Raw genomic sequence first — 24,121 nt, forward strand, 5'->3', positions numbered from 1 at the left:
CCTGAGAAGAAATGCTTTTCCGGTAACAGGAACAACAGCTACCCGGGTAGATGATCTGGTATATCAATACACCGGCAACCGCCTGAATCAGGTGATAGAAAATGCGATGAACGACACCGGTTATGAAGGCGGCAACAATATCATTGACTATGACCTGAATGGCAACATGGTCAATATGAAAGATAAAGGGATCAACAGCATTCTCTATAACTATCTCAATTTACCCAATACGTATTCGATTATTCAGGGAGATCCTGTCTTAGGAGTCACTTCAAGTGTCGCATTGAAATACCTGTACAGAGCAGATGGGGTGAAGCTTCGCAAAAACAATACCACCATCTCAGGAAGAGGGCAGACCCCAACCACCGTTACCACAGATTATCTGGATGGCTTCCAGTATGAGACCACAGAAGGCGGCGGAATATGCCTGACCTGCAGAACGGAAACCGCCTATGAAGAACAGGCCTACAAAAACAGGGGACTTATCCCTCCCGGTGGAATTGCCACTACAAGACTTGATATTGTACCCACCGCAGAAGGTTTTTACAGTTTCACAGAAAACCGCTATATTTACCAGTACAAAGATCACTTGGGAAATACCCGGGTAAGCTTTGCCAAAAACAGCGCAGGCGCTCTTGAAGTCACTGATATCAACAACTATTATCCATTTGGATTAAACCATATCACGGTAGGTGGCACGAATTCTCTTTTGGGAGGGTATTACAGCTATAAATACAATGGTAAGGAAATTCAGGAAACGGGTTTTTATGATTATGGAGCGAGAATGTATATGCCGGACTTGGGAAGATGGGGAGTGATTGATGAAAAGGCAGAAAAATATAGAAGATGGTCGCCTTATACTTATGCAATAGACAACCCTATTAATTACATCGACCCTGATGGAAGGGATATTATTTTTGTGCAAATAGTAAATCAAAATACACAAGTGCATTTAAGGTACAATAAAGGAAACTTTTATTATTTAAATGGAGATAAAAAAGGAGAAAAGTATGATGGTCGGAAAGATAAGGTAAGTCAAAACCTATTTAGACTGGCAAGAGCTTATAGAAAAATAGAACATTCGAATAGTAAGATTCTAAAGGGAATGTTGCATCAACTTGAAAATAGTGAAAATAAGCATTATATCTTAGACCCTCAGACTCCAAATCAAGGTTCAGGCGTACAAGGTACCTCGGATGGAGGTTCTCAGACTATATTTAATCTTTCAAGCAAAGAAGAAAAAGAAAGATTCCAAAAAATGGAAGGTGTCCCAAATTCTGATTTAAGTACAGTGGCTCATGAAATGCAACATCAATATGATAAAGATACAGATAATCAGTCCGATGGAACTAATAAGAGTGATGCACAGAATCCATTAGAGCAAAGAGCTGTGAAAACTGAGAATGAAGCAAGAAAGATAGAAGAGTTACCTGCAAGAACTACTTATGGAGGGGTACCTGTTAATCCTAATCCCCCCAATTATAATGTACCTAAAGATGATAAAGAAAAAAAATAATATATAATTATGAGATACAAATTAAAATACCTTATATTAATTCTATCCTTTGGGTTGTTGTTTTGTTCTTGTAAAAATGAAAAAGCAAATCCTGAATTTATAGAAAAACTATCTGCTATAGAGAATGGATTACCCTCTCCTTACTTTAATTATTATTTATTTTTAAAAACTAAAGATGGTGAGCTTATAGAAACTAATATAATTTTTTTATACAAACTTTATCAAGACCATTACTCTCAAGATTATAAAAATAATTTTAAAGGTTTTTTAACGGATTTATTTTCAGAAGATAAACCATTAAAGATGGATGATGTCAATCTATACAAAGGAAAAGGCTATCTTTTAAATATTTATGATATTGATAAAAAGATATTAAATATGAATATTGAAGATATAAAAAAAGAATATTTGCAGTCGGAGCAAGAATCTTTTATATTGATTCCGAATAAAGTTGCTAATATATCAAGTTTAAAAACTGTTCTTTACGAAATGTTTATAAATGGGTACATAATTACAATAAATGATTATGGAGGAGGATATTATAATATTGAAAAATATCAATCAAAATAAACACCAAAGGCACTGATCAGGTGGCCCCTTGCTAGCGCGAGCTTCTAGCTCGTGTCTGATAAATAAAATAAAGATCATTGTACTTGCAATGGTCTTTATTTTTAATGTAACAATTGTTATATTTACCAGTATAAAAATCACTTGGGCAGACGAGTAAAAGAGAATCTTTTACGATGGATGCGAACGTAATTTAGCAAGGGTGAGTTTTGCCAAAAACAGCGCAGGCGCTCTTGAAGTCACTGATATCAACAATTACTATCCATTTGGATTAAACCATCACGGTAGGCGGTACGACTTCTCTTTTGGGAGGGTATTACAGCTATAAGTACCAAGGATAGGAATTACAGGAGACAGGTTTTTATAGTTTTAAGTGGAGAAACTATATGCCAGATCTAGGACGATTCTTTAATATAGACCCCTTGCAGAAAAATATCAGTATAATTCTACTTATGTGTTTCAGGATAATAAAATGGACTTAGGTAGAGAATTAGAAGGAGCTGAATTATTGCAGGAAAGAGGTTTAATAACATCAATAGGTATGACAGAATACGATGTATATACAAGAGAGCCACTACCTGATTATATGTCTTATTTAAATTATAAACCTTCTACTCCTGATTGCGATTTAATGACTGCCGAAAATGTCTAACGTATCAAAAGCAGTTAATTACTACCAGACAAAAAATATATACGGAGGAGAGAAAATAGAACCTACAAGCGATAATAAGACTACTAAAATAGTAAATGTTCTTGCCCCTACATCGGATCATAAAAGCATAGATAATGATTTAAGCACAAAAGTTAGAGATGTTGTAAAAAGGGAATTAATACCTAATCAATAATGAAAATAGTTACAAAAATAATTTTAATTATTTCAATAATTTATACCCTACTTTTATTATATTTTCAATATGATTATTTTTTAGAATTTACCCCTTTGGTGATAGTTCTATTGGCAATTAACTTTTACCTGATTTATAAATACAATAATAAGTTGCTAAACTTTATTTTAAATGGTTTATTGTTTGTCTTTCTACTATTTTGCTTCTCCTTTGGGGTAGCATTAAGGCAGGACTGGTAGATATAAGCTTTATTATTTATAATATGTTTTGCAGCTTAGTTTATTTGAGGAATTGGGTATTATGCTTACACCTGAAATAAAAACAAACCCTTGTAACCACGAGGGTTTTGTCTGATACGATAGCTTTAGAAAATAGGGATTTGATTATTACAGGAAGAATAGAAACCGCTATTTTATCCGCATAAAGACCATTTCGGAAATATCCGGGTGAGTTTTCCCGGATTATACAATAAAAAAACAATCTTCTGATATCAGAAGATTGTTTATGTTTGATGGTAGACCCACAGGGATTCGAACCCCAGATGACTGAACCAAAATCAGTAGTGTTACCGCTACACCATGGGTCTGTTTCAATGCCGCGAAATTATAGAAATTATTTGAAATATGAAAATAGAAAATGAAGATTTTGCAATATATTTCGTGTTTCTGAGGTTTAACGGCTGATATCCAAATCATTATTTTTTCATGAAAAAAAATCAAAAAGGAGGATATTTTTAATACTAAATAATAAAACCTTATCTTTGCAAAAAATTGGGCTCCAAAAGTTGGAGTAACCCATTAATAACTTATCCTGAGCATAAGCAAAAGGATTATTAAACATTTTTTATGTCAAATATTGTCGCAATCGTTGGACGTCCCAACGTAGGGAAATCCACGCTTTTTAACCGTTTATTAGAGAGAAGAGAAGCTATTGTAGATTCTACAGCCGGTGTAACCAGAGACCGTCACTACGGAAAATCTGACTGGAACGGGGTAGACTTTACCGTAATTGATACCGGAGGATATGATGTAGGTACTGATGATATCTTTGAAGAAGAAATCCGTAAGCAGGTACAATTAGCAGTAGATGAAGCTACTTCTATCATTTTCATGATGAACGTGGAAGAAGGCCTTACCGACACGGATTTTGAGATTTACAGGTTATTAAGAAGATCTAATAAACCGATTTATATTGTAGTTAATAAAGTAGATTCATCAAAAGAAGAACTTCCTGCAACGGAATTCTATCAGTTAGGAATTGAAAAATACTACACACTTTCTTCTGCTACAGGTTCCGGAACAGGAGATCTATTGGATGATATCGTTAAAGATTTCCCGACTACAGAATATAAAGATCCGTTTGAAGGATTGCCTAAAATCACTATTGCAGGCCGTCCGAACGTAGGAAAGTCTACGATGACTAATGCTTTACTGGATGTAGAAAGAAATATTGTAACAGATATTGCAGGAACTACAAGAGACAGTATCCAGACGCTGTACAATAAATTCGGACATGAGTTTGTACTGGTAGATACTGCGGGTATGAGAAGAAAATCCAAGGTCAATGAAGATCTGGAATTCTATTCGGTGATGAGATCCATTCGTTCTATTGAATATTCTGATGTGGTCATCATTATGGTAGATGCTACACAGGGATGGGAATCTCAGGATATGAATATTTTCGGTCTTGCACAGAAAAACAGAAAAGGTATTGTTATCCTGGTTAATAAATGGGATTTGATCGAGGACAAGCAAACCAATACAATGCGTGATTTCGAAAAATCAATTAAAGATAAAATAGGACAATTCCACGATATTCCGATTTTATTCGTTTCAGCTTTAACGAAGCAAAGAATCTTAAAAGCTGTAGAGGTTGCGATGGACGTGTATAACGATCGTAAGAAAAAGATCAAAACTTCAAAACTAAACGAAGTGATGCTTCCGATTTTCGAACAGACCCCTCCTCCGGCTAACAAAGGAAAATATATTAAAATCAAATACTGTGTTCAGCTTCCTACACCGTCGCCGCAGTTTGTATTTTTCTGTAACCTTCCTCAGTATGTAAAAGAGCCGTATAAGAGATTTACTGAAAATCAGCTTAGAAAAGAATTCGGATTTACCGGAGTTCCGATTGAAGTGTATTTCAGACAAAAATAAAAGAACATTGTTCGCAAAAAAGCCGGCTGTCTCTACCTTGAGACAGCCGGCTTTTTATTTTTCAGTATAAATTCACAGATGAAAATAGCCTGTGGATTATTTTGTATTACCTCCACTTTTCATACACGATCCTTACAGGGCGGTATCCCTGAGAATCCAGCCAGCGCTGCATCGTTTCATTATTACACAGCGTATAACGGTATATTTTCCGTATTTTATAATGAGCATAAGATTCTTCAAATGCTTTATTGAGAGCGGAATAAATGCCTTGTTTTCTGTATTCTTTTTTTACATAGCCCTCAGAAACATAGAGATCGTCCTCCTCTCCAAGTTCAAAATTGCTGTCGTCTTTTTCATCAATATAGCCGAAAAGGAAACCAATTGCTCTTCCGTCCACTTCTGCAATAAGGAATGTTCCGTCGTTTTCTTCTTCACATTCCGACATAAAACGGAGGTAATTTTCTCTGATATGACTCCAGTCGGCTGTTTTATCATTCATTTCCTTTTCGGAAACGTGGAGCTCTCCAACAAGCTCATCCACCACCGGAAGGTGTTCAGCGATTTTTATTTTTCGGATGGAATACTTCATGTGGACGTTTTTTAGTTGTATTTATTTTCCTCTCAGCGGACTTCCGTACCAGGAGGTGTTATCAGAAAGTACTTCTCCTTTCATTACCAGTGAAAGGGCATCAATATTGACATTGTTTCCGATTTCACTATCATATAAAATAATCGTTCTGGAATTAATGGTCGTCTGGCTGCCTATTTTTACACTTCCTACTTTCATAATTCTGTCTTCAAAAAGATGGGTCTGAGGACCACAGTCTTCATTGAGCATGGATTCGTCACCAATGGATACCATGTCGAATTCTGTAATATCAGTAGTGTTAAGCCATACTTTTTTACCAATTTTTACCCCCAGGAAACGCATAAAGAAGGGCAGCCACCAGGTTCCGCGAAGAAAATCCAGAAAAAACTGTACCGGAAGAGCTTCATAGATCGTGGTAATTCCTTCACTAAGCCATACTTTAAGACTGTACATCGGCATTTCGGTTTTCTTATACTTGCCTATTAACAGCCATTTAAGCAATACCGTAAGGAAAAAAGAAGGTAACGCAACGATTCCTAAATAATAAAAAGGAGCCAACAATAGCAGATAAGGAATTCTTCCTTCCAGATAAGTACTGGTATAGGCAATAAACAGAACACTGCAGATGATAATGACTGTTTGGGGGAGAATAATCCTGATTCCTTCTACAATGGCTCTTGCCAGCTTAAGACGGAAAGGCGGATTGTAAGTAAGGGTATCCTGAAATACATCGGATTTCTGTCTGGACGGAAGACCTATAGGAGGAGATCCGAACCAGTCTTTTTCCGAAGAGTTTCTCAATTGTTCTTCAGAGGGTGCTTTACTTAATACACCTATCAGCATATTGTCACCCAGTTCATATCCCTGGGGAATAAGCCCGCTGTTTCCTACAAAGCTGTTGTTTCCTATCGCTGTTTTGGAAAGGATTAATTTTTCATTTCTTACATCGTGCTCACCAAGAATAACCGCATCGGCAATGAAAGAGCCTTCTCCGATTTCCAGAAGGTGGTGGGAAACATCGCTGGCTGTCGAAATTTCTGAATTTCTGCCCACTTTCGCACCCATCATTCTGTAAAATTTACTGATATAGATGGAGGCAAAAAGAGGGTGTACAATAATCAGTGATAAATTAAAAATCTGGTCTTTTATCCATTTTTTATAATACATAAAACTATACACGGGATAAATTCCCGGTTTCATATTGTACTGTAAAATTCTGGTCAGAATACTTACTACAGCAATAAACAACAGAATATAAACGGTAGAAAGTATAGGCGCCTGCCATAAATAATAAAAATTGTAATCTGACGAACGGTCATCCAGATAATACAGCGTATATAAAGTAGGAGCCAGCGGTAAAACAATCAGCAGAGGAAAGAAAAACAGAGAACAGGCATATAAAACAGCAAACCGGTTTCTTTTTCCCGAAGAACTCAATTGCGGAGGCTGAATTTCTTCTCCGGTTTTCACCTTTACTTTTTCAGCAGGGCTTCCGTTCCATACCTCTCCGAATCCGATTCTCTTACCCTCATTCAGGCAGCTTAAATCCTGAAGTTCTCCAAATTCTTCAATTACGGTGTCTCCACATACAATCACAGAAGATCCAAGATAAGCATGAGCTTTAATATGAACTTTTCGTATTTTCAAAATCCCATTTTCAACGGAAGCATTGTCTATACTGCATCCGGAGCTGGTATTTACATTTTCGTCTATAGTGACAAGATCTTCTGCGGCAATAGGAAGCAGGCTTAGCTGAGCACTCGGATGAACTTTTACACCAAGAAGTCTCAGATATTTAGGATATAAAGGCGTTTCGACAATAAATTCCGAAGGCATCAGTCTTTTGATAGTCTTCCATAGCCACCATCTGAAATAATACCATCCCCACAAGGGATAATCTCCCTCTTTTATTTTTCCGATAACCAGCCATTTGGTGAGAACAATAATTGTTGAATACACGGGAGGGATCAACGTATAAAGCAGGATGGCACTTAGCAGCGCATATTGTATTCCGTAGCCGTTAAGCTGGAAATAATAATAACTTAGATAAGGAAAAAATATCTGGATGCTTAATAGTGCAAATACAAGCATCAGACTTAAAGTCTGGGCAATATTACAGGCAATGTACTGTAATGTTGAAACCCTCTGAAAAGGTTCCTGATGAGAGGTTTGCTGAGTCTGTTTGTTTTTTAAACATTCCGAATAGGCGGATAAAGGCCTGTTTTCGTAGATTTCCTTCAATGAAGCGGTAGGTATTCCGGCCTTTTGACGAAGATGGGAAACCAGAGTAGCGGCAAGCAGTGAATGCCCGCCCAGATCTGTAAAGAAATCCTGGCTCAGATCAATATCTTTTCCGGGAAATACCCACTGTAAGGTCTTCAGAAGTCTTTCTTCTACCGGGGCATTTATATCGATTGTAATATCTTCATTTTTTTCGTGAACAGTAAAGCTTTCCGGAACGGGAAGTCGCTTTCTGTCGATTTTTCCACTTGGCATTCGGGGCATTTCCTTCATCTGAACAATGGAAATAGGAACCATATAAGGAGCCAGAAACTTGGCCAGCGCTTTCCTCATTTCATTTTCATTGAATGAAGAATCGTTACCCATTACAACATAACCCACCAGTTGCCCCTGCTCATTGGAATCTTCTTTTACCGCCACAGCAGCAGAGGAAACATCCGGAAGCTGATTCAGTCGGGATTCTATTTCGCCCAGCTCAATTCTGTAACCCCGAAGTTTAATCTGATCATCAATTCTTCCCTGAAAGTCAATAAATCCGTCTTCACGGATAACCACAGCGTCTCCCGTTTTATAAATGGTTTCTCCCGGCATTTCCGGAAAAGGATTAGGTAAAAATTTCTGTTCAGTCAGTTCGGGCAGATTAAAATATCCGTTGCTTACTCCGGGACCGGAAATAATCATTTCTCCGCGCTCACCTCTTGGTACGATATTCAGGTTTTCATCTACAATGGCAATATGGTAATTAGGGAGCGGCGGTCCTATCGTAAGATCTTCCTTGCTGTTTAATCTGATCATATTGGAAGAAACAGTAGTCTCCGTAGGACCATAGCTGTTGATAAACGTTCTGTAAGGTTTTGCCCATTTTTCCTGAACCTGTTTTGTACAGGCTTCCCCACCGGTATTGATAAATCTTATAGCAGGAACTTCATCAATAATCGCTAAAATACTGGGAACGGCATGAAGAACGGTGATGTTGTTTTCCGTTAAAACATGGCTGAGCTCATCAATCGCTTTTACGGTAGTGGCATCGGCAATCCACAGGGTGGCTCCGGCAAATAGGCTGATCCAGACCTCTTCACACCACATATCAAAAGAAACTGAAAATCCCTGATATACAATATCCGTATTTCTGATTTCTATAAAATCCTGTTCAGACCGTATCAGATGGCAGATATTTCTGTGGGAAATAGGAATTCCTTTAGGATTTCCCGTACTCCCTGAAGTAAACAGTACATAAGCCCAGTTATCCGGACTATTCCGGATGGCAGGAGCCGGAATAGAATTTTGGGGTTGAGGTACTATTGATACAGGCGGGCAATGAATATGGGCGTCCGTATCAGAAAAATAAGTTTTTACCTGAATATCTGTAAAGACTTTTTTGATCCTGTCTTCGGGCATTTCCCTGTCTAAAGGGATGTAGGAAGCTCCGGCTTTTAAAATTCCAAGAATGGCGACAGGAAGTTCCATACTTCTCGGATACCAGACTCCCACACGGTCGCCGGGCTGTACACCCTGGTCCTGAAGTTGTTGTGCAATAGCATTACTCCAGCTGTCTAATTCAGCATAGGATAGTTTTTTATTTTTAAATATAAAGGCCGTTTTATCCTTATATTTTTCAAAAGTGGGACGTAGTAATTCAGGCAGAGTTTCATCTTTAATCAACTCCGGGCTGATTTTTCCTAAAATCAGGCTTTTCATCATCTAAAAAATTATAATAATATATCTATTGGGAAAACTTTATAAATATAACTCATTTCTCTTCATCTTCAATCTATCATTTCGTTTTTTAGTTGTAATTTTGCAGGAATTAATATCACTAACTGTAATTTAAAACTTAAAATATTCATGCTTAATATTTTATCGCAAAATTTTTCTCTTGTAAATGAATGGATTAATGAACTTCGAAACGTAGAAGTTCAGCACGATCGGATGAGGTTCCGAAGAAATATGGAAAGAATCGGAGAGATTGCGGCTTTTGAAATCAGTAAAGAACTGAAGTATCGTGAGGTTGTTATCCAGACTCCTCTAGATACCATTAAAAGCAGAGAAATTGCAGTACAACCGGTTATTACAACAATTCTCAGAGCCGGAGTACCATTGTTTGAAGGGATTCTCAATTATCTCGACAGAGCAGACTGTGGTTTCGTGGCAGCTTACAGAAAGCATGATGCCAACGATTATTTCTCTATCAAACAGGACTATCTTACCTGCCCGAATATTGAAGGAAGACCTTTAATTGTGGCAGACCCTATGCTGGCTACCGGAGCTTCTCTTATTGAAGCTATCAAAGATCTTTTAACGAACGGAAATCCTACACAACTTCATATTGTAGCAGCTATTGCTTCAAGACAGGGAGTAGAAACCGTTCAGAATGCATATCCTGATGCCCGTATTTGGGTAGGCGCTATTGATGAACAATTAACCTCTAAAGGATATATCACTCCGGGACTGGGAGATGCAGGAGATTTGAGCTACGGAGAAAAACTGCAGCGATAGTCTAAGACAGGTTCCAGAAATCTTTTATGATATCCAATAACAAAGTTGGCCGTACTTTATCCATCGGGTGTTTGGTATCCGGGAGTACGGCTAATTTTGCATTAGGAAGATTTCTGTAAGTATGGGCACTTTCTTCAATAGTTACCATATTATCCTTATCTCCAACCATAATCTGGACAGGAGTAATAATAGAGGCAAGATTGTCTTTTAAGGGAGGTTTTTTTCCTAAGTCAATCATCAGATCTGCAATGGCAGGAAGTAAGTGTTTCCATGTCGAGCCATGTTGTGATTCTAAAAGTTTTGCATATTGTGGAACTTTATCAAGAATAATATCGGGATTCAGCATTTTACTTTCTTTCAATGCCTGCTCTTCACTCCAGTCAAATTTTGTTCCTAAAGTAATGATAGAGTTAATAGTATCAGGGTTTTTCAAGGCATAGCAAAGTGCAATATAGCCCCCCATGCTATGTCCTAAAATAAAAACATCCTTCAGATTATTATTGTTGCAATAATCGGTAAGCTCCTGAGTGTATTTTTCTATACTGATTCCTCCTGCGGGAAGTTCGGTGCCTCCATGTCCCGAAAATAAAGGAGTATGAATAGTAAAATAAGAAGACAGTTTTTCCCGGTAAGGATTGAAAATGTCACTGTGGCCTAAAGCACCGTGCAGTAAAATCAAATTGGGCATGATTGTAAGTTTTCCTGAAAATTATGAAAAAGAATCTAAAGTCTGAAACGATTCATAATTAAAAAGTAAGAAATAGCCGTTTTGCTGCTGAGGCTAGACATCCATGGCTATCACCAATACGCTGACTTTATTGTTTCCGGCATTTAATATTTCCCAGGCAGCTGATGAGATTGTATTTCCTGTTGTGAAAACATCGTCGACTAATAAAATATGCTTTCCTGTGACAGGTCGGGTGATGGTGAATGTACCGCTGGATTCCAGGCGGTGCTTTTTATCTTTCAGTGCCTGAGCTTGAGCATAATGATTTCTTTGAATCAGCTCATGACGGAACGGGATTGTATAGAAATCCGATAATGTTTCCGTGAACAGGTGAAGCTGATTGTAACCTCTTTCCCGTAATTTCTTTGGATGTAAAGGAATGCTGGTTATAAGATCGGGCTTCGTATCTTTGAAATCCAGACGTTCTGCAGTCCATTCTGCAAGAATTTTTCCAACCCTTTCACGGCTTTTGTATTTCAGTTCATGAATGATTTTTCTGCTTACACTTTCTTGCTCAAACTGAATCAGGGCATATGTGTTTTCAACGGGAAAGAACAATCTGCATTTCTCCCTGATCGGATTGTTTTCAAAATAATCAAAATGGGTGAAATGAATCTGGCTGAAGCATGCGTCACATACCAGTAATTCCGGGTCAATAATTGTATGACAATTCAGGCATCGGTTTGGGAAAAACAGATCAAATATCATGGGTGTGTTTTTGTTAAAGATATGAAAATGCTTTTGTGAAAGAATGCATACTTTAATAATAATTTTTAAACCATTTTGTATCCGTCTGATCTTGGAGTTTCCAGACTTTCCGGAAAACTAATTCTCCTTCCCGAATTCCTTTCTTATTTTTTCTACCGCATTTTTCATGCTGAGATTAAACTGCTCTTTTTCCAGTCGTACAGGAGGAGCCTGTCTTACTTCACAGTCGGCAATGCTGCAGGATTCGCAGGTAACTCCTACATTGATGGTTTTTAAAGACGGAGATTTTATAAAACTTATTTTTTTAATTGTTTGGGGACTCAGTAAAATTCCCAGACAGTAACTTCTGTTGCTTCCGTCAGAAAACGGGTTTTTTTGAGACGTTGAAATCACCAGATAACTTATACCCTGATCTTTATAATGGGAAATCTGAGCATCGGTTAAAGTTTCATTTTCTTTTAAATGATGCAGGTTTTTTACAGCGACCCATCTCCTGCAGTAATGCTCGTTAGTCGCATTGGCATGAGGAGCCTGCTGATGATTGAGGTGAAGTTCTTTTAAAATCTGTATTGTATCGGAATCTTTCTTTTTAACCAGGCATAAATAAAAGAGATCTTTAATCCCCATTTCGGCAGAAAGAATGTTGGTCAGACGATAATAAAATGTCTCCGGAGAGTGGGTGAAACTTCTGATAAGGTTTTCGAAATTCTTAGGCTCCCATTTATTTTGTTTGAAAAAATCTGCAGTTTTTTCAAGAGCTGGTGTTTTTGAGATTAATAAAGCGCCTGCAAAATAGGAAGCATAGAAATTATTAAGAATTTCTTCAAAACTTCCGAAGTCAAGCCATGAGTAGGTATGGGGTCTTATTTTTAAATCCAGGACATTGAATCCGATCTCTTTAGACAGAATAAATGTTTTCTGGTCTTTTTCCAGTTTTTTATTCAGCAGCAATAACCTCTTTTCGGGAATAAACAGGGAACGGAGGTTGTCCAGTGTTCCGTATTTTTCAAAATCTTCCGACTGAAGCCGGTAGCTGAATTTTTCAGTAAGAATAGCCTCCAGTGTTTCTGACTTTAGATTTTTATCAGTTTGTAATTGGTTTTCCTGTATAAATAATGTGACTTTTTCTTCTATTTCCGGAAAATAATTGTCGTACAATTCCTGAAAAGATCTTAGAACGGCAAAATAAAAACGCTCTTTCCCCAGATTATAATTTTGGGAGATTTCTATCAGTGCATTGATGAAAGCGGTTACTTTTTTCGGAGCGTCACTGATGATGCTGATCAGATTGTTTTTATTAATTCCGAATAGTTCCAGCGGAATCTCCTTGAAAAAATCAGACTGCAGGATTTCATTAAAAGGAGCGAGGCTTTTATCAAGTTTTGTAGAAACCAGATCATCAAACGTGCAATTCAGGGATTCTGAAAGCTGGATAATCTTGTCGTGTTTCGGATACTTTTTTCCGTTTTCAATTTCGTTGAGGTAAGATTTTGATAATCCGGTTTTTAAGGCAAGATCCTGAAGAGACCAGTTTTTCTTCTGTCTCTGTTGTTTCAGCTTTAGCCCGAAAACCGTTTTGATAAAGTCGCTTTCTGAATTCATTACTCAAATATAAATAAATAGATGCGATTATTCGCATAATAATTTTTAAAATAAAATAGCGAACGTTCGCTGATTGTGAAAATTTTTATTTATGTTTGTAATATCAAATCATCAAAATCAATAAGTTATGGAAACGAAAACCCAATTGGAAATAAGAGCTGATCAGCAGTTTGAAAGTGTTTTTACTCCGGATTTAATGGATTTTCTGATAGCACTTCATCAGAATTTTAATCAGAAGAGACTGGAGCTTTTAGAAGAAAGAAAAAAAACTCAACAGAAATTTGATAACGGTATTCTTCCGGAGTTTTTACATGAAACGGAAGATATCAGGAATGGAAACTGGATATGTGCACCATTACCAAAAGATTTGCTGGACAGAAGAGTTGAAATTACCGGACCTGTTGATCGTAAAATGATTATCAATGCATTGAATTCCGGTGCAGTTACCTTTATGGCTGACTTTGAAGACAGCAGCTCGCCGACATGGGAAAACTGTATACATGGGCAGATTAATCTTTCAGATGCAATCAGCCGAAATATTGATTTTATTAATGAAAAAGGAAAGGCTTACACTCTTGATGAAAAGACCGCTGTATTATTAGTTCGTCCGAGAGGTTTACATCTTCCCGAAAAACATATTGAGATTAACGGAGAACCGGCTTCCGGTTCACTGACTGACTTTGGAATTTATTTTTTCAGCAATGTAAAAAATCTCCTGGAAAATGGCAGTGGCCCCTATTTTTATCTTCCGAAACTAGAACATTATAAAGAAGCCCGATGGTGGAATGAGGTTTTTGTTTTCGCCCAGAATTACCTTGGAATTCCACAGAAAACAATCAAAGCTACCGTATTGATCGAAACCATTACCGCTTCATTTCAGATTGATGAAATTTTATACGAATTAAAAGAACACAGTGCAGGACTGAACTGTGGCAGGTGGGATTACATTTTTTCCTATATCAAAAAATTCAGAAACCTTCCGGAGTTTATTGTTCCGGACAGAGATCAGGTAACCATGACTTCACCCTTTATGAGTGCATATTCAAAAAGAGTGATTGAGCTCTGTCATAAAAGAAATGTACATGCCATTGGTGGAATGGCAGCCCAGATTCCGGTAAAAGACAATGATGAAGCAAACAGGATTGCTTTTGAAAAAGTAAGAAATGATAAAGAACGTGAAGTAAAAAACGGGCACGACGGAACCTGGGTGGCACATCCGGCATTGGTCACAGTAGCCAAAGAGGTATTTGATGAACATATGCCTTCAGAAAATCAAATCGTTAAAAAGTTCGATTATCAGATAACAGAGCATGACCTTCTGGAAATTCCTAAAGGAGAAATTACAGAAAAAGGAGTCCGCAAGAATATCAACGTAGGCATCCTTTATCTTGAAAGCTGGCTGATGGGAGCCGGAGCCGCAGCGTTGTATCATTTAATGGAAGATGCTGCTACAGCTGAAATTTCAAGAACACAAATCTGGCAATGGCTGAAAAATGAAGCAGTATTGAGTGATGACAGAACGCTGACCCGAAATATGGTTCTCCAATGGGAAACCGAAGAAATGGAAAATATTGAAAAATACGTAGGAGAAAACCGCTTCAAAAACGGAAAATTCAATCTTGCGAAAGAGCTTTTCAATGAATTGATATTCTCTGAAAACTTTGAAGAATTTCTAACCTTAAAAGCTTACCCTTTTATTTAAGTAAACCCGGATGACCAAATATAACAGTCAACCGGTCATCAACAACACCTAATCTAAAAAATCCAAATATTATGAAATCAAGACAAGAACAAATCCAGGCTTTAGAGCAGGACTGGCTGACAAATCCTCGTTGGAACGGAGTAAAAAGACCCTATACTGCGGAGGAAGTTTTAAAATTAAGAGGTTCATATAAAATCGATTATACGATTGCTACTGAAATGTCAAAAAAATTCTGGGATAAATTACATAACCAGGATTATGTTGCAGGGCTTGGAGCCTTAACCGGAAATCAGGCAGTGCAGGAAGTGGATGCGGGGCTCGAGGCTATTTATCTTTCAGGATGGCAGGTTGCTGCAGATGCAAACCTGTCCGGAGAAATGTATCCCGATCAGTCATTGTATCCGGCTAATTCAGTGCCTTCTGTTGTGAAAAAAATCAATAATGCATTATTGAGAGCAGATCAGGTGCAGTCTGTAAGCGGTAGCGGAGACAAAGAATACCTTGTCCCGATTATCGCAGATGCGGAGGCCGGTTTTGGAGGAAATCTGAATGCTTTTGAGCTCATGAAGCAAATGATTGAGGCAGGCGCTGCTGCGGTACATTTTGAAGATCAGTTGTCTTCTGCAAAGAAATGTGGCCACCTGGGAGGCAAAGTTCTGGTGCCTACTCAGGAAGCTGTCAATAAGTTGATTGCAGCACGCTTAGCAGCGGATGTATTGGGAGTACCAAGTTTGATTATTGCAAGAACGGATGCCGATGCAGCAGATTTATTAACATCAGATATTGATGACAGAGATAAAAAATTTGTTACCGGAGAAAGAACTTCTGAAGGTTTTTATGTGGTAAGAAACGGAGTGGAACAGGGAATAGACAGAGGATTGTCTTATGCTCCTTATGCCGATTTAATCTGGATGGAAACCTCAAATCCGGACTTGGAACAGGCCCGGAAGTTTGCAGAAGGAATACATGCAGCATTTCCCGGAAAGATGCTCGCTTACAATTGTTCACCATCATTCAACTGGGCAGCAAAACTCAGTGTTGAAGAAATGTCTACATTCCGTGAGGAACTGGCAAAAATGGGCTACAAATTTCAGTTTATTACCTTGGCAGGATTCCATGCTTTGAATACCGCCATGTTTGAATTGGCTTTAGCTTATAAAGAAAGAGGCATGGCAGGATATTCAGAACTTCAGGAACGTGAATTCGCATTGCAGCAAAAAGGATTCAGAGCGGTAAAGCATCAGTCTTTTGTAGGAACAGGATATTTTGATGAAGTACAGAATGTAGTGACTAACGGTTCATCAGCAACTGTGGCTATGAAAGATTCTACGGAAGCAGCCCAGTTTCATTAATTCATTAATTAGTCATTTTTCCATATTTTTTGATGTAACCTTTCCGGAAACGGGAAGGTTTTTAAATTGATGATAAATCTGCGGACATTTCTAATGCCATTGAGTGTTGAACCAAACCTGAAAATTTCAGATCGTAATGAACGAAAATTTATGGTATCTTTGAAATCAAAATTTTTTAATAAGTACAGAATGAAATTAATTAAAAGTCTTTTTATAGCAATGGGGTTAATATTAACGGCTAATGCTGTAAGTGCTCAACAAAAGATAGGAAGTGTGAATACTGATGATATTCTTGGAAGTTTATCTGAAGTTAAAACGATGACAACAACCATTGATAATCTGACTAAGGCTAAACAGGCGGATATTGAAAAATTAATCAGTGAGTATCAGACTAAGCTGAAAGCTGCTCAGGATAAAGAAAAAACACTGAGTGAAGCAAACAGAGAAACTGTCAGTAAGGAACTGGTCGCTGCACAAACGGAACTTCAGGGACTGGGTAAAAAAATAGAAGATGCCAGAGCAGCTGCAAATAAAGAAATTGCAGACAAGCAAAATGAATTATTTGTTCCGCTACAGCAAAAAGTGAAGGCTGCTATCTCTGCCGTTGCTAAAGAAAGAAGTCTCAATTTTGTATTTGATGTTTCATCACCAGATAATAATAATCTTATTTATACAGATGGAACCGAGGATATTACGACTTTTGTTAAAACTAAACTGGGAGCATCCGCTTCAGCACCTGCTGCAAAAACAAAGAAGTAATTATAAAATATCATATAGAAAAAGGAATCAGGTGAAAATCTGATTCCTTTTTTGATGTAAACCTCCTGTATTCTGTTGTCAATATGAAGTTTCTTTTATGATTAAGTGATACATTTGAGTAAACTTTTCGGAGCAATGAATTTAATATACGAGAAACAAATCAGGGTGACACAGGAGCATATTGACGAAAATCAGCATGTGAACAATGTTCAGTACGTACACTGGGTAGAAGAAGTGGCAGCAGAACACTGGGCTCTTTTAAAAGATGGAACCGCCTATGTCAATGATGCCTGGATGCTTCTGGACCATCATATTCAATATAAAAAGCAGGCTTATCTGGGAGATATCATTACCGTGAAAACATATCCCCGGTCTCCCGAAGGAGCAAGGCAGCCCCGAAAAGTTGAATTTTACTGTAATGATCAGTTACTGGTAGATTCAAGTACATTATGGGTTTTGTTTGATCCTGAAACGAAGAAGATTAAAAGGCTGGAAAGCAACTGGCTGGAAAAGCTCCTGTAATTTTACAGAAAACGTTTCGTTTGATTATTTTAATATCATTGTAATAGAAACAGTCTCTTCTGTGTTAAGCTGTTTTATCCTATCTTTGCAATATGATACGTATTACAAAAATTTTTACATTCGAAACGGCTCACGTACTGTACAACTACGATGGGAAGTGTAAAAATATGCATGGGCATTCCTATAAACTGTTTGTCACAGTGAAAGGAAAGCCAATTAATGACATTGAAAACCCTAAAAACGGAATGGTAGTAGATTTTGGCGATATCAAAAGTATTGTAAAATCTGAAATTGTAGATGTATGGGATCATGCAGTTCTTGTTAATGCTTTGTCTCCCCATAAAGAATTGGGAGATGATCTTGAGCAGAAAGGACATAAAGTAATTTATTGCAGCTTCCAGCCGACTTGTGAAAACATGTTATACGCTATTGCCGCAAAAATAAAATCAAGACTTCCGGAAGGAATTTCATTAGCTTATCTTAAACTTCATGAGACAGAAAATTCTTATGGGGAATGGTTTGCGGAAGACAATCAATAATTTTTATCCAACAAAACTCAGACGGTGTTAAAAACTACAATTAATTTAGAACCTGGAAAAAAAGTATATTTTGCTTCAGATCAGCATTTTGGTGCTCCTACTCCTAAAGAGAGCAGATTGCGTGAAGATAAGTTTATACGTTGGATGAATGAGATCAAGGAAGATGCACAGGTTTTGTTTTTAATGGGAGACCTTTTTGATTTCTGGCATGAATGGAAGCATGTTGTTCCCAAAGGATACATACGTGTTCTTGGAAAGATTGCAGAGCTTAAAGACAGAGGAATTCACATCTATTTCTTTGTAGGAAACCACGACCTGTGGATGAAAGATTATCTGGAAGAAGAAATAGGATGTACGGTTTTCTATCAGAAACAATACTTCGAAATGGGAGGGAAACAGTTTTTACTGGCCCACGGAGACGGTTTGGGACCGGGTGATAAAGGCTATAAGAGAATGAAAAAGCTGTTCACCAATCCGGTGGCACAATGGTTTTTCAAATGGCTCCATCCGGATATTGCCATGAAAATCGCCTTATACCTTTCTCAAAAAAATAAAATGATCTCCGGAGAAGAAGACAAAGCTTTCCTGGGAGAAGATAAAGAGTTTCTGATTATTTATTCCAAAGAGAAGCTGAAGACAGAGAAGATTGATTATTTCATCTACGGACATCGCCACCTTCCCATGGTACTGGATCTGGAGCAGAATTCAAAATATATCAATCTCGGAGACTGGATTTCTTATTATACTTACGGGGTTTTTGAAAAAGACTTTGAACTGAAAGTTTTCGAAAAATAAAGCAAAAAAAAATTACCTCAAAAGAGGTAATTTTCGAATAAACCGAAGTTCATTCTTGTTTTTAATCCATATTCCGGATACATAATTGCAAGAAGTTTACCAAAGTTTCATTTTGGTATAAAATTTATTAAATAAAAAATTATTCACCTCATCATTGTTTAGTAACGGAGGTGGTGAGACGGCTAAAAAAATATAAAATTGGAATACATATTCAACATACAGACAGAGCAGGATTTCCTGGAAGCATCATTGAAAACCTTTCGTTATCAGTATGGAAATGTTGAGATATACAGAAAGTTTGTCGATTTTTTAAAAGTAACCCCTGATGAGGTCAACCGTCTGGAGGAAATACCTTTTCTGCCGATAGAAATGTTTAAAAACCATCAGATCCTGGATAAAAATGTAAGTGCAGATCTTTATTTTCAAAGTTCAGGAACTACGCAGATGAATCTTTCGAAACACTTTATCGCCGATCAGAACCTGTATGAAGAAAGTATTTATAAAAGTTTTGAACAGTTTATCGGTAAACCCGAAGATTTTATTTTTCTCGGGCTGCTTCCAAGTTATCTGGAAAAGCAAAACTCATCCCTGATTTATATGGTAGATTATCTGATGAAAAAATCAGCGAAATCTGAAAACGGATATTTTCTTTACAATCATTCCGAGCTTTGTGAGCTTTTACACCAATTAAAAGATAAAAAAGTGATCTTGTTCGGCGTTTCTTTTGCCCTGCTGGATTTCTTAGACAGCGTAGAATCTATGAATCTTTCCGTTGCAGGATCTCCGGACCTGACGATTATCGAGACAGGAGGAATGAAGGGAAGAAAAGAAGAAATGACAAAAGATGAACTGCTGAAAATTTTACAGAATGGATTTAAGACAGATAAAATTTATTCTGAATATTCCATGACCGAACTGCTTTCACAGGCTTATTCTCTAGGAAATAATGAGTATGAATGCCCGAAATGGATGCGGGTGATGGTGAGAAACGCAGAAGATCCTCTGACTTATGAAAAAGAAGGAAGAACCGGAGCTATTAATATCATTGATCTGGCCAATACCCATTCCTGTTCTTTTATTGCGACTCAGGATCTTGGGAAAATAACCGGAAATAAATTCCAGGTACTGGGAAGAATTGATCATTCTGATATCCGTGGCTGCAGCCTTTTGGTGAGCTGAAAACAGATAGTGTAAGGTTCTCATACTTTCTCTTATGACTTTTTTTCAAATTTTTACTTATAAATAATGATTAAAATAGAAGAACTTGTTCATGCATATATTCATTCTCATTGCGACTTTGAGAAAGAGCTTGTTCTTACCAATTACTTTCAGGCAGATTGGGAGGCAGATATACTGATTATTGATGCCGCAGGTTTTAGTCATGAAATTGAAATTAAATTTTCAAAAAGTGATTTTAAAAACGATTTTAAAAAATCTTACCTCAATAAGGAAACCGGAGAGCAATTTCTGAAACATGATAAAATTTCCTGTGGAGATTATATCTGCAATGCTTTCAGTTTCTTATTGCCGATGGGAATGGTGGAAGCTGACCTTGTTCCTGAACATTGTGGCATCATTGAATTTTATCATAATGCAGATACCTGGGAAACGGAATTTTATAATATCCGTGAACCTAAAAAGCTTCATGGAGATTCTTACTGGAATCTGAATGACAAAGATCTTTTTATCAGGAAAATGGCTCTTAATCTGCTTCAGCGCAAAATGGAAATCAAAGGAAAACACGAAGAGCTTATTTTTAAAAATCCTTTTGATATTAAAAAGATAACATAAAAAAATCCTGTCAAGTGACAGGATTTTATCGTTTATGGGGTTGGCTTCAATTAATCTGCTATTTCAGCCGTGTCTCTCTGAAGTAAGAATTTGTAGATCAGACCGCCTACAACACCACCTAAAATCGGGGCCACCCAAAACAGCCAAAGCTGTGACATGGCAAGACCGCCGGCGAAAACAGCCTGCGATAAAGATCTGGCAGGGTTTACGGAAGTATTGGTGATAGGAATAGAAATTAAATGGATTAAGGTAAGCGCAAGACCGATGGCAATACCTGCGAATTTACCGTTTGCCCACTTATCTGTAGCTCCCATAATCACGATAAGGAAAAAGGCAGTCAGCAAAAACTCTGCAAGGAATGCGGCTCCCATACTGAAAGCCTTCCCGTTATATACTGCTTCTCCGTAGAAGTTGGTGGCAAAGGCACCCGGTTTTGAAAAATCTACGACTCCCGCACCGTTAAGGATAGTGTATAAACATCCTGCTGCCACAAGTGCACCTAAACACTGGGCAACGATGTAAGGGATGAGATCTTTTGCCGGAAATCTTCCACCCGCTAAAAGTCCGAAAGAAACAGCGGGATTGAAGTGTCCGCCGGAAATGTGTCCAACAGCGTAAGCCATTGTCAGAACAGTAAGACCAAAGGCTAAGGCTACCCCTAAAAGTCCAATACCGATGTCAGGAACTCCGGCTGCGAAAACTGCGCTTCCACAACCCCCGAAAACAAGCCAAAATGTGCCGAAAAATTCAGCAAAAAGTTTTTTTATCATGTTGTTTATTTTTGAAATGTATCTCAAATGTAAAGTTTAAATCTTAAAATAAAAAGTTAAAACTGAAAAAATATTTCAAAATCAGGGGAACAAAAAATGTAAATTTAATAATTTGGTTTAATGTTTGTTTGGGATTTATCTGAGTACTATAATGATCAGAAATGAAAGGTATAACATAATTGTTTTATCCTTCATGATGTAAACTTAAAAGGGGAGTTAATGAGAAAGTTTTTTTGTGTGGTCTTTGTGCCTTTTCTTTATAATTTACACTATTCGCAGGCAGCAAGAAAATCTTTTCCTTGCTATGATTTTACATCGGTTTTGAAAGTGGAACCGACGGCGCTTTATAAGCCCCATATAGATGCTTCAAAAAGTTTTGGCATACAGCTGCTTAAAGATTCAAAAACGGTACAGAAATATATTAATAACGGAAAGTTCCATAAGGTTAAAAAATCCGGGAAAGGGTATCATGTTCAGAAGCTTGATTACAGCAGAGCTTATATGGTTTCAAAAGCAAAAGCCACCCTGGAAAAGATGGGAGCCAAATTCAGTAAAGATACAAAAGGGGGAACATTCACCGTTTCATCCATTACCCGGACACTTGAAGACCAATGCAGATTAAGAAGGGTGAATTCTAATGCTTCATTAGGGATAAGTTCTCATAATTACGGAAATTCTTTTGATATTTCATATATAAGATTCAATAACGTTCTCAAGTATAACCCTAAAATGGAGGTGGCGTTGGAGAAAGTTTTAAAGTATTATGCGAATGCTGGTAGGATTTATTACATAAAAGAAAGGCAACAGAGTTGCTATCATATTACAGTAAGGAATTATTAATTAAAATTCTTACTTGCATAGCATGTGTAGTTTGTATATTTTTATACCTCTTAAAAACCATGCTTATGACAACATTAAACAGAGAAGAGTATATGCTTTCTCATGATATATGCCAGGTTGCGGCAGCTACCTGGTGTGAGTATCTTACAAAATATCCGAAAATACAGGATATTATTCCCACCAACTATATTTTTGACCTGTCTCCGGCGCATCTTGACTGGATGAGAAATAACAGCCAATATGAAGAATTTTGTATTGAAGTCGGTGTTTATGACGGAAGGCTGATTCTTATTTTCTATCCTATGAGTAAGGAAGGGAAGAGAATAGATGATAAAGAAGCTTATCCTTTTAGTTTTCTTTGTCAGCTGGACAGAGATATCAGACTTCAGGAAACTCAGGAGTATGTTATCGTTAAAAATGCCATTTTATCAAAAGATCTTCAGAATGTAGATCAGGATGCAGATATGTCATTCCCGATTTCAGGCAAACCGGTCCTTGAACAGGACAAAGCGCTGGAAGCTATTGAGAAATGGAGAGATGAAGGAATGGAGTGGTTTTACAGGGAGTGTAATGAGTTTAACGGGGCAAGAATATTCAGAAGGTTTTACGTTCCAACAGCTGATTTATGCCTTAGTGATAAGAGCTTAAACGGGATCGTATGTTCATTCGGACTTAAATTCAATGATATCTACGAAAGAATGCTGGTAACACTGATTTTCATTTCTTTCCGTGACAGTTTACAGAATGTAGGCGGAGTACAGCTTGAGTCCAATACGTATGACTGGGCAAAACCATGTCCTCCGATCTGCCGTATACCGGGGTTTGAATAATTTGTAACAGGGATGGCTGATTTTTATAAGGCAATTTTATTTCTGAATTATGGTCTGCTTCTGTCAGTAATATTGCTGGGAGCAGTCAGATTCCGTGTTTTAAATAATAAGGAAAAGCAGTATTTTTATTGTATTGCTTTTCTTTTTTTTATTGAGCTTTTGAATCTGGTTTTACCCTATGTTTTTAACCTTAATGATACCTCATTTCTCTACCCTTTATATATTGCCGGTGAATTTTTTTTACTGTCCGCTTTATTTATCAGGAAACTGAATCTTCCGGCCTACTTTCTGGGACTCGTCGCAGTAGTAGCTTCCGGATTTATGATTTCAAAATACAGTTTTGACTATCCCGGTAATGCTGATATCGCGAAAGTGATTTCCAATATCATCATTATCTGTCTTTCCGGCTTTACTCTGATCAGAGAAATTAAAGATACTTCGGGGCAGAACCGTTTTCTGGTAACGGATGCCAGTATTTTTTTCTACTACTCCGTTTCTGTGTTTATTTTTATCGTTCAGCATCAGATAGCTTATCTTTCTGAACATGATTATTATATTATTTTCAGTGCAAATAATATCCTGTCTGGTATTTTATACATTTCATTTTTATATACTTTCATCAAATTAAAGAAGTAACCTTAAATATCAATCTGCTGATTCTTATCATTGTTACGATAGCGATTATCGTATCCTTTATTCTGCTTGCCTACAGAGCTTTTATCAGCAGGATTATCAAGGAAAAAAATGTACAGCATGAGGCGGAAGTCAGTCATC

The 24,121-nt window shown here is 37.3% G+C and carries 23 protein-coding genes and 1 tRNA gene; 17 read left to right on the forward strand and 7 right to left on the reverse strand.

Going from position 1 to position 24,121, the window contains the following annotated elements; genetic code table 11:
* The 4 genes from JO178_RS19870 to JO178_RS19885 form a co-directional block, all read left to right on the forward strand.
* Positions 1–1,516: RHS repeat-associated core domain-containing protein (locus JO178_RS19870; RefSeq protein ID WP_291939723.1), on the forward strand; the 1,516-nt coding region annotated here is incomplete at its 5' end.
* Between the two features lie 9 nt (positions 1,517–1,525).
* Positions 1,526–2,086 carry a hypothetical protein gene (locus tag JO178_RS19875; RefSeq protein WP_291939727.1) on the forward strand — a complete coding sequence of 187 codons (561 nt, stop codon included), beginning with the start codon at positions 1,526–1,528 and terminating at the stop codon, positions 2,084–2,086.
* Positions 2,087–2,555: 469 nt separating this feature from the next.
* Positions 2,556–2,735, forward strand: coding sequence for a hypothetical protein (locus JO178_RS19880; protein WP_291939730.1), 180 nt, complete (start codon positions 2,556–2,558; stop codon positions 2,733–2,735).
* Positions 2,728–2,928 carry a hypothetical protein gene (locus JO178_RS19885; protein WP_291939732.1) on the forward strand — a complete coding sequence of 67 codons (201 nt, stop codon included), beginning with the start codon at positions 2,728–2,730 and terminating at the stop codon, positions 2,926–2,928. The genes JO178_RS19880 and JO178_RS19885 overlap by 8 nt, the downstream gene beginning before the upstream one ends.
* 512 nt (positions 2,929–3,440) lie before the next feature.
* On the opposite strand, the gene JO178_RS19890 is transcribed toward JO178_RS19885, so the two are convergent.
* Positions 3,441–3,514 (reverse strand) — tRNA-Gln (locus tag JO178_RS19890).
* A gap of 259 nt (positions 3,515–3,773) precedes the next feature.
* On the opposite strand from JO178_RS19890, the gene der reads away from it, so the two are divergent.
* Complete coding sequence (gene der / locus JO178_RS19895) at positions 3,774–5,084, forward strand: ribosome biogenesis GTPase Der (protein ID WP_291939735.1); 1,311 nt, start codon at positions 3,774–3,776, stop codon at positions 5,082–5,084.
* Positions 5,085–5,190: 106 nt separating this feature from the next.
* Here the strand turns inward: der and JO178_RS19900 are convergent, their stop codons facing one another.
* Both JO178_RS19900 and JO178_RS19905 read right to left on the reverse strand, forming a co-directional pair.
* Positions 5,191–5,673 carry a GNAT family N-acetyltransferase gene (locus tag JO178_RS19900; protein ID WP_291939738.1) on the reverse strand — a complete coding sequence of 161 codons (483 nt, stop codon included), beginning with the start codon at positions 5,671–5,673 and terminating at the stop codon, positions 5,191–5,193.
* Between the two features lie 21 nt (positions 5,674–5,694).
* Positions 5,695–9,615 carry a Pls/PosA family non-ribosomal peptide synthetase gene (locus tag JO178_RS19905; protein WP_291939741.1) on the reverse strand — a complete coding sequence of 1,307 codons (3,921 nt, stop codon included), beginning with the start codon at positions 9,613–9,615 and terminating at the stop codon, positions 5,695–5,697.
* 144 nt (positions 9,616–9,759) lie between these two features.
* Here JO178_RS19905 and upp point away from each other — a divergent pair, with 144 nt between their 5' ends.
* A complete protein-coding gene (gene upp, locus JO178_RS19910; protein ID WP_291939743.1) occupies positions 9,760–10,410 on the forward strand; it encodes a uracil phosphoribosyltransferase in 651 nt (216 codons plus the stop codon).
* 1 nt (position 10,411) lies between these two features.
* Here the strand turns inward: upp and JO178_RS19915 are convergent, their stop codons facing one another.
* From JO178_RS19915 to JO178_RS19925, 3 genes are all read right to left on the reverse strand, one after another.
* Positions 10,412–11,098: an alpha/beta hydrolase gene (locus JO178_RS19915; protein ID WP_291939746.1), complete on the reverse strand. Its 687-nt coding sequence runs from the start codon at positions 11,096–11,098 to the stop codon at positions 10,412–10,414.
* 93 nt (positions 11,099–11,191) lie between these two features.
* A complete protein-coding gene (locus JO178_RS19920) occupies positions 11,192–11,845 on the reverse strand; it encodes a ComF family protein (protein WP_291939749.1) in 654 nt (217 codons plus the stop codon).
* Between the two features lie 117 nt (positions 11,846–11,962).
* Entirely contained in the window at positions 11,963–13,447 is a 1,485-nt protein-coding gene (locus tag JO178_RS19925; protein WP_291939750.1) for a helix-turn-helix transcriptional regulator, read from the reverse strand.
* Positions 13,448–13,574: 127 nt separating this feature from the next.
* Between JO178_RS19925 and aceB the strand changes: the two genes are divergently transcribed.
* The 8 genes from aceB (at position 13,575) to JO178_RS19965 (ending at position 20,907) form a co-directional block, all read left to right on the forward strand.
* Positions 13,575–15,149, forward strand: a complete 1,575-nt coding sequence (gene aceB, locus JO178_RS19930) for a malate synthase A (RefSeq protein ID WP_291939753.1) — start codon at positions 13,575–13,577, stop codon at positions 15,147–15,149.
* A 68-nt stretch (positions 15,150–15,217) separates the two neighbouring features.
* On the forward strand, positions 15,218–16,501 hold the full coding sequence (gene aceA / locus JO178_RS19935) for an isocitrate lyase (protein WP_365867410.1): 1,284 nt from the start codon (positions 15,218–15,220) through the stop codon (positions 16,499–16,501).
* Between the two features lie 189 nt (positions 16,502–16,690).
* On the forward strand, positions 16,691–17,260 hold the full coding sequence (locus JO178_RS19940) for an OmpH family outer membrane protein (RefSeq protein ID WP_291939758.1): 570 nt from the start codon (positions 16,691–16,693) through the stop codon (positions 17,258–17,260).
* Between the two features lie 135 nt (positions 17,261–17,395).
* The gene (locus JO178_RS19945; protein ID WP_291939761.1) at positions 17,396–17,782 is read left to right on the forward strand and encodes a thioesterase family protein; all 387 of its coding nucleotides are present in this window, start codon (positions 17,396–17,398) and stop codon (positions 17,780–17,782) included.
* A 92-nt stretch (positions 17,783–17,874) separates the two neighbouring features.
* Positions 17,875–18,321, forward strand: a complete 447-nt coding sequence (locus JO178_RS19950) for a 6-carboxytetrahydropterin synthase (RefSeq protein WP_047097353.1) — start codon at positions 17,875–17,877, stop codon at positions 18,319–18,321.
* Between the two features lie 24 nt (positions 18,322–18,345).
* Positions 18,346–19,116, forward strand: coding sequence for a UDP-2,3-diacylglucosamine diphosphatase (locus JO178_RS19955; protein WP_291939767.1), 771 nt, complete (start codon positions 18,346–18,348; stop codon positions 19,114–19,116).
* Positions 19,117–19,314: 198 nt separating this feature from the next.
* Positions 19,315–20,295 carry an acyl transferase gene (locus JO178_RS19960; RefSeq protein ID WP_291939769.1) on the forward strand — a complete coding sequence of 327 codons (981 nt, stop codon included), beginning with the start codon at positions 19,315–19,317 and terminating at the stop codon, positions 20,293–20,295.
* 66 nt (positions 20,296–20,361) lie between these two features.
* Positions 20,362–20,907, forward strand: a complete 546-nt coding sequence (locus JO178_RS19965; protein WP_291939772.1) for a hypothetical protein — start codon at positions 20,362–20,364, stop codon at positions 20,905–20,907.
* A 50-nt stretch (positions 20,908–20,957) separates the two neighbouring features.
* Here JO178_RS19965 and aqpZ read toward each other — a convergent pair whose 3' ends face one another.
* Positions 20,958–21,674 carry an aquaporin Z gene (aqpZ, locus tag JO178_RS19970; protein WP_291940393.1) on the reverse strand — a complete coding sequence of 239 codons (717 nt, stop codon included), beginning with the start codon at positions 21,672–21,674 and terminating at the stop codon, positions 20,958–20,960.
* A 222-nt stretch (positions 21,675–21,896) separates the two neighbouring features.
* Here aqpZ and JO178_RS19975 point away from each other — a divergent pair, with 222 nt between their 5' ends.
* The 3 genes from JO178_RS19975 (at position 21,897) to JO178_RS19985 (ending at position 23,983) form a co-directional block, all read left to right on the forward strand.
* On the forward strand, positions 21,897–22,517 hold the full coding sequence (locus JO178_RS19975) for a DUF5715 family protein (protein ID WP_291939773.1): 621 nt from the start codon (positions 21,897–21,899) through the stop codon (positions 22,515–22,517).
* A gap of 65 nt (positions 22,518–22,582) precedes the next feature.
* Positions 22,583–23,347: a hypothetical protein gene (locus JO178_RS19980; protein WP_291939775.1), complete on the forward strand. Its 765-nt coding sequence runs from the start codon at positions 22,583–22,585 to the stop codon at positions 23,345–23,347.
* Between the two features lie 12 nt (positions 23,348–23,359).
* Positions 23,360–23,983: a hypothetical protein gene (locus JO178_RS19985; protein WP_291939778.1), complete on the forward strand. Its 624-nt coding sequence runs from the start codon at positions 23,360–23,362 to the stop codon at positions 23,981–23,983.
* The last annotated feature ends 138 nt before the right edge of the window (positions 23,984–24,121 follow it).

This window comes from Chryseobacterium sp. (genome assembly GCF_019236175.1).
GTDB lineage: Bacteria > Bacteroidota > Bacteroidia > Flavobacteriales > Weeksellaceae > Chryseobacterium.

Excerpts from the sequence above, each read along its gene's own strand:
- JO178_RS19945 (WP_291939761.1), top strand. The coding sequence starts at position 17,396 with ATGAATTTAATATACGAGAAACAAATCAGGGTGACACAGGAGCATATT.
- JO178_RS19950 (WP_047097353.1), top strand. The coding sequence starts at position 17,875 with ATGATACGTATTACAAAAATTTTTACATTCGAAACGGCTCACGTACTG.
- JO178_RS19985 (WP_291939778.1), top strand. The coding sequence starts at position 23,360 with ATGGCTGATTTTTATAAGGCAATTTTATTTCTGAATTATGGTCTGCTT.
- JO178_RS19915 (WP_291939746.1), bottom strand. The coding sequence starts at position 11,098 with ATGCCCAATTTGATTTTACTGCACGGTGCTTTAGGCCACAGTGACATT.
- JO178_RS19900 (WP_291939738.1), bottom strand. The coding sequence starts at position 5,673 with ATGAAGTATTCCATCCGAAAAATAAAAATCGCTGAACACCTTCCGGTG.
- JO178_RS19925 (WP_291939750.1), bottom strand. The coding sequence starts at position 13,447 with ATGAATTCAGAAAGCGACTTTATCAAAACGGTTTTCGGGCTAAAGCTG.
- aceB (WP_291939753.1), top strand. The coding sequence starts at position 13,575 with ATGGAAACGAAAACCCAATTGGAAATAAGAGCTGATCAGCAGTTTGAA.
- JO178_RS19875 (WP_291939727.1), top strand. The coding sequence starts at position 1,526 with ATGAGATACAAATTAAAATACCTTATATTAATTCTATCCTTTGGGTTG.
- JO178_RS19940 (WP_291939758.1), top strand. The coding sequence starts at position 16,691 with ATGAAATTAATTAAAAGTCTTTTTATAGCAATGGGGTTAATATTAACG.
- JO178_RS19965 (WP_291939772.1), top strand. The coding sequence starts at position 20,362 with ATGATTAAAATAGAAGAACTTGTTCATGCATATATTCATTCTCATTGC.
- der (WP_291939735.1), top strand. The coding sequence starts at position 3,774 with ATGTCAAATATTGTCGCAATCGTTGGACGTCCCAACGTAGGGAAATCC.
- JO178_RS19920 (WP_291939749.1), bottom strand. The coding sequence starts at position 11,845 with ATGATATTTGATCTGTTTTTCCCAAACCGATGCCTGAATTGTCATACA.
- JO178_RS19980 (WP_291939775.1), top strand. The coding sequence starts at position 22,583 with ATGACAACATTAAACAGAGAAGAGTATATGCTTTCTCATGATATATGC.
- JO178_RS19885 (WP_291939732.1), top strand. The coding sequence starts at position 2,728 with ATGTCTAACGTATCAAAAGCAGTTAATTACTACCAGACAAAAAATATA.
- JO178_RS19975 (WP_291939773.1), top strand. The coding sequence starts at position 21,897 with ATGAGAAAGTTTTTTTGTGTGGTCTTTGTGCCTTTTCTTTATAATTTA.
- JO178_RS19905 (WP_291939741.1), bottom strand. The coding sequence starts at position 9,615 with ATGATGAAAAGCCTGATTTTAGGAAAAATCAGCCCGGAGTTGATTAAA.
- upp (WP_291939743.1), top strand. The coding sequence starts at position 9,760 with ATGCTTAATATTTTATCGCAAAATTTTTCTCTTGTAAATGAATGGATT.
- JO178_RS19880 (WP_291939730.1), top strand. The coding sequence starts at position 2,556 with ATGGACTTAGGTAGAGAATTAGAAGGAGCTGAATTATTGCAGGAAAGA.